Source organism: Bacteroidota bacterium (assembly GCA_034723125.1).
Lineage (GTDB): Bacteria > Bacteroidota > Bacteroidia > CAILMK01 > JAAYUY01 > JAYEOP01.
Genome location: JAYEOP010000026.1, coordinates 1 through 6,016, shown reverse-complemented (window position 1 = coordinate 6,016; position 6,016 = coordinate 1). Strand labels below are relative to the sequence as shown.

Here is a 6,016-nt window from a genome sequence, read left to right as displayed (position 1 = left end):
CTTGGCTTGATCTATTTATCCAATTTCCGCTTAATATTTTTAGGTAAACGAGCTAAAATTTCATAATTTAAAGAGTTATTCATTTCAGCAAATGATGAAAATGATATTTCGTTTTCATCTTGCTTTCCTATCAATACAACTTCATCTCCAATATTTACATTTTCTAAATTTGTAATATCGCAAATAATCATATTCATATTTACACTACCTACAATTGCCGTTTTTTGACCATTAACAATAACGTGTCCATTGTTACTTAACGAACGACTGTATCCATTTGAATAACCAACAGGAACAATCATGATTTTCATTTTATATTGTGCCTGAAAACTCATGCCATAACCTATAAACTCACCTTCTGGGATATTTTTTATTGATATTACTTGCGAAAACCAGCTCATAACTCTTTTTATTGGGTCTGACTTATCTTTTCGCCTGTGAACATAATTAATAAATGTTTCTCTTGTAGGCCAATAACCATATAAAAGTACGCCTACTCTTACTAAATCTAAACGAGTATCTGGATAATTAATTGTTGCAGCAGAACTGGCGAGATGTTTTATTTTAGGAAATATATTATTATTTTCAAAATATTTTATTCTTTTTTTAAAAACTGAATATTGTTTTTTTATTCTTGTATGATTAGCAATACTTTCTGCTCCTGCAAAATGAGAAGTAATCCCGATTATTTCTAAATAATATAAATTAGAATTAATAATAGATGTTAACTTTTTCAAATCTTTATTAGCTACGCCTGTCCTATTCATTCCCGTTTCAACATCAATATGAATACGAGCTTTTAAGCCTGCCTTTTTTGAGTATTCTATCGCTTTCTTTAAGACATCTAAATTTGATACGTAAAACTCAATATTATTTTTTATAACCCATAGGAAATCATTTTTGCAAATAACTCCCATTATCATAATAGTAGAATTTTTCGATTTGGCTTTAAAAGCATCTTTTGCCTCTGGCGATGAATAAACAGAAAAATGATTGATGCCTGCTAACTCAAAAGCATTAACCATAAGCGATGTTCCATGTCCATAAGCATTCCCTTTTATTACAGCAGAAAGTATTACGGAACTACCAACAAGAGATTTTACAAAATTTACATTGCTATTTATTGCATCTGTTTTTATTATTATTGTTGATGTGCTTGCCATTATTCGATTTTTTAATAAGGATATATTATTAGTGATGGATTAGGACAAATCGCTAACCATTTTTCTTTTTCTTGCTTTGATGAAACTCCGGGGAAATCGCCAGAATTACTTTTCATATCAGAAATAATTTGAAAATGAAGATGTGGAGGCCAATTTCCATTTTCGCTCGAATTTCCTATTTCTGCAAATATTTCACCTTTATTTACTTTGTCACGAACCTTAATATTTCTTAAAGATTTTTTTGTTAAATGTCCATAAAGCGTATAGAATATTTGACTTTCGATACGGTGTTCTAAAATAATAGTTGGTCCATAATCTCCAAAGTTATCATTATCTTTAAAACTATGAATGGCACTATCCATTGGTGCAGAAACAATAGTATTTTCTTTGCACCAAACATCAACTCCTAAATGTATAGAACGAGCATCCTCATCAGTTCCAAAATATTTACTCTTTTTATAAATAATCCTATCTTCACCGTATCCGCCTACTGCAATTTGCTTATTATTTTTTTCTAATTTTTCATTAATGTAATTAAACAAAAAATCGGTATTTATATCATTAACAGCTGTCAGTTCTGAATTATTAACTGACAAATCTAATCTATAAACATTATTTTCATTAAAATCGAATGGCAGGATGCTTGCAAAAGTTTCACTATATTCTTTAATAAGCTGTTCTAATTTACTCATGCTAAATAATAAATTTTTTCTCAATAAATTTTGAATTTAACAATCTAGCAACAGCCATATAATTAGGATCTAAACATATCATATCTCCTACATTATACTTCTTATTATTTTTTGCATCTTTATTATCTCCAATATCAATAACTGTCATATCGGAAGTTATACCCACAAATTTCACATCTTTATCGTCAATTTCTAAACCCTCTTGGTCAACATCTAATAAGCCAAAATCTAAAATAGCTTTTTTTGTTGAGCGGCCTAAATCTACGTCTTTAAAACCTACGGAATGCCCTATACTTGCTTCATTGATAACCCCATCGGGAACAATGCCTTTTTCTTCTAATTCTATTATTTGAGTGTAGAAATTAAATGTATCTATGTTTAAATCAATAAATTGTTCATTTTTCAAAGGGCTTTTTCCAAAAAACGCAGCTTCTCCAATTCTAAAATGATTAATATCCTTTGGTATAGTACCATTTTCTATTAATGGTAATGTAATAGAACTTCCACCCGAAATAAGGTCTAATTTTGTTCCGTGTTTGGCTTCAATAACTTCTTTGTATAAATTTAGTTGCAACAGTTTGTCGTAAGTTGGCTCAATGCCATACATACAGCCTAAATTACTACCCAAACCTACAACTTCAATGTTTGGTAGCTCAAATATTTTTTCGTAAAACGTAAATAAATCATCTCTGTTTACGCCTTCTCTTAATTCCCCAAGCTCAATCATAATTATAACTTTATGTATTTTATTTTGCTTTTTTGCCGCTTTATTAAGAGCCGAAATTGTTTTATATGATGAATTTAAAGATATATCTGCATATTTTACTACATCATCAACATAGATTGCTGCTGGCGGTTTAATATAAATTGTGGTTAGTTTCTCGTTAACTTCTTTTAACGTTTTTAAGCTAGACAAACGAGAATCTCCAACCGAATGAATATCTCTAATTATTTCAGGAGTAAGTATTTGTTCCATGAATTTTTTATCCCCGGAAAAAACCTTCGTTATCAAACTCCATTCAATATTATTTGCTTTAAGGTATTTACTTAGTTTGGTAATATTATTTTTTATTTCTGTAATATTAATTTGTAATTCAGCCATTTTTTTAATTTAAAGTTTAGGAAGTAAAAGTTTGTAAAGTTATTATTTTCAACTTCACAAACTTTTTAAACTTCTACTTATTTTCGTATCTCATTTCTGCATACTTTGCTTTAAAGCCTATTCTTTCGTATAAGCGTTTTGCAGGATTGTCGTGTTCTACGTGTAATTTAATATTTCCTTTTGCTTCTTTAAACGAGCGTTCTACAATCTGTCGTCCAAATCCTTGTCCTCTGTACGATGCATCAACAGCGATATAAACAAGTATGTTTTCTGGAATATACCCACTCATTCCTGTGTTGTTCATTATTAAAGTTCCAACTAATTTATCTTCATAAAAAGCAGCTAAGGCAAAACCACCTTCTGCTGAATTCTCTGAAAAAGCATAGTCTAAACACTTATTAATATCTTCTTTTGGATCACCGAATTTGTCAAGATGAGTAAATAAGAAATCGATAAACTCTTCTCTACTAATTTTTTTAAATTCATTGTTGTTGTTAATTCTTTCAATTTGTAACATAATTTTATTCTTTTAAATTAATTAATTTATATATATAATAAAACAAGTTTACACCTGTTTCAATTATTTCGTCTGGAAAGTTAAAATCGGGATTATGTAATGCAGGTTGATTTTTTCCTGACCCTAAACCAAAAAATCCTGTATTGTATTTTTCCGAATAATAGCCAAAATCTTCCGACCATTTAAATGCTTTGTCAATTTCTTTAATATCATAATTATTTATGTTTGCCGATTGTTTTATTAAATTGAAACACTTCTGATTATTTATAATGGCAGGAAACACTTCTGAATATTTAATTTCTGCTTTTAAATTTTCTTCCTCTGTAATTTTATTGATTACTGCCTCTGTTTTATCTGTAAGAATTTTCATATCCTTGTTTTCGAATGCACGCAATGTTATTCTAATTTCGGCATAACCTGGCGATGTTCCAAAGGCTATTTCTCCTAGTTTAATATTTATTATTGTAAGTAAAATCAAGTCGGAAAACAGCGTTTTATTATCTCTTAAATTGTGTAATTGTTCTATTATTTTTGAAATAGCATCGGCTGGGCTAATCCCTTTCTCCGGTTCGGCTGCATGCGATGATTTACCAAATAGTTTTACGGTCATTCCTTTTGATGCAGCAGCAAAACTTCCGTTTTTTACAATTATTTGATGTTTTTCTTCTTTTGGTATATTGTGTAAAGCAAAAATATAATCAGGTTTTAATATATTAAATTTTTCATCGTTTACAATATCCCTTGCTCCTTGTTCACTTTCTTCGGCTGGCTGAAATAGTAAAATTACTTTTCCTTTTTTAGGTCTGTTCTCTGCTATTTTTTGTGCTAATCCTAAAACAATTGTCATGTGTCCATCATGTCCACAGGAATGTGCAATGCCTTTATTTAATGATAGATACTTAATAGTTTTGTTTTCTTCATTGATAGGTAAAGCATCCATATCTGCTCTAAAAACAGTTGTTTTACCATCGTTATTACTATCGAAAATAAATAATCTGCCAGTCTTTGATATATTAACAATTTTATCGGGATTTAGAGCCTTCATAAAATCGGAAACACGTATAGCTGTTTCTATTTCCTGATTTGATAATTCAGGATTTTGATGTAATAAATGTCTTATGTTTATTAATTTTTGGTTCATTTTATCTTATTTATTGTTAAGTATATAACAAAAGATGCCATTATTCCAAAAATATTAGCATCTAAATTAAATGGTAATGAAATACCTGATACAACAAGTAATACTGTTGTAGAACCACCTACTATCATTGCTGCAATTGCTGCATTTGGACTCGGATTTTTAGTAAATAAAGCTACTAAAACAGGAATGAATAGCCCTGAAACCATAAAAGCATACGAATACAACATAAGCTCAAGAACATTAGTCATATACGATGCTAAAACTATGGAGAATGTTCCAATTACTAAAGTTACAATTTGAGATAATCGTAATTGCGATTTTGCATCAGTTTTAAACTTAAATATTTTTTGTAAAATATCGGTTTGCACGTTGCCCGATGCTGCCATTAATGTACTATCGGCAGTTGATAAAATAGCGGAAAAATAAGCGGAAAGCATCAATCCGATTATTCCTACTGGCAAAACTTTATTTAATAAAATAGGCAAACCCATTTCAGCGTCAAAAGCAGTTCCTACGGCATATCCTATATCGGCAAACATTCCGCTTTCGTATGCTACACGAGAAAATAATCCTAATGTAACTCCCATAAATGCCATTAATGGCCACTCAAATAAGCCTGCTATAAACCATGCCTTTTTTGCTTGTTTTTCGTTTTTTGAAGCGTAAATTCTTTGGTATAAAGTCATACCAACAAACCAAATGGGAATAATGGTAACGCCCCAATTCACAAGCTCTTGCCAACTTACATTTGCCATAGATAAAAACTCTGGACCGAGTGTAGATTTTATTGCTTCCATTCCTCCAATTGCGATATATGAAAACGGAATACCAATAAATAATAAACCCGACATTAAAATAATCCACTGAATAGTATCGGTATAAATAACAGCTTTTAAGCCTCCGATACCGGTATAAACCACTGCAATTACTCCCATAATAATTAAAGCAGTTTGCAAATCAATTTCAATAAAAGTTGCTGATGCCAATTTAGCACCTGCCAATAGCTGAGAACTTGTAAAACCTATATAACCAATGGCTGATATGATTCCTGCGATAAGGGCTACTTTATTATTGTAAAAGTGTTCGAAAATTTGAGGGAAAGTATAGAATTTATTTTTTGCAGATAATTTACTTATTGTAGGAATTAATAATACTGCACTTATCCATGCACCAATTAATCCTGTAAAAAGCATCCATGAGCCTGCTATTCCAATTCCAAATCCTAAACCACCTAAGCCTATGGAAAATCCACCTCCCACATCAGTTGCAACAACCGATAAACCTATATGCCAGCTACTCATAGAGCGTCCGCCAACATAATAATCATCAATATCTCTATTTTGGAAATAAAAATAAACGCCTACGCATAGCATTAGTGCAAAATAGACGATAAATATGCTT

6 protein-coding genes are annotated in these 6,016 nt (G+C 30.5%); all 6 read right to left on the bottom strand.

Annotated elements, in window-relative coordinates:
* Positions 1-11: 11 nt before the first annotated feature.
* Entirely contained in the window at positions 12-1,163 is a 1,152-nt protein-coding gene (gene alr / locus U9R42_01130) for an alanine racemase (GenBank protein MEA3494618.1), read from the bottom strand.
* A gap of 11 nt (positions 1,164-1,174) precedes the next feature.
* On the bottom strand, positions 1,175-1,855 hold the full coding sequence (locus U9R42_01125; GenBank protein MEA3494617.1) for a peptidoglycan DD-metalloendopeptidase family protein: 681 nt from the start codon (positions 1,853-1,855) through the stop codon (positions 1,175-1,177).
* 1 nt (position 1,856) lies between these two features.
* Positions 1,857-2,957: an alanine racemase gene (locus U9R42_01120; GenBank protein ID MEA3494616.1), complete on the bottom strand. Its 1,101-nt coding sequence runs from the start codon at positions 2,955-2,957 to the stop codon at positions 1,857-1,859.
* A gap of 73 nt (positions 2,958-3,030) precedes the next feature.
* A complete protein-coding gene (locus U9R42_01115) occupies positions 3,031-3,474 on the bottom strand; it encodes a GNAT family N-acetyltransferase (GenBank protein ID MEA3494615.1) in 444 nt (147 codons plus the stop codon).
* Between the two features lie 4 nt (positions 3,475-3,478).
* A complete protein-coding gene (locus tag U9R42_01110) occupies positions 3,479-4,615 on the bottom strand; it encodes an amidohydrolase (GenBank protein MEA3494614.1) in 1,137 nt (378 codons plus the stop codon).
* A partial coding sequence (locus U9R42_01105; GenBank protein MEA3494613.1) for a sodium:solute symporter family protein occupies positions 4,612-6,016 on the bottom strand: 1,405 nt, incomplete at its 5' end. The genes U9R42_01105 and U9R42_01110, both read right to left, overlap by 4 nt.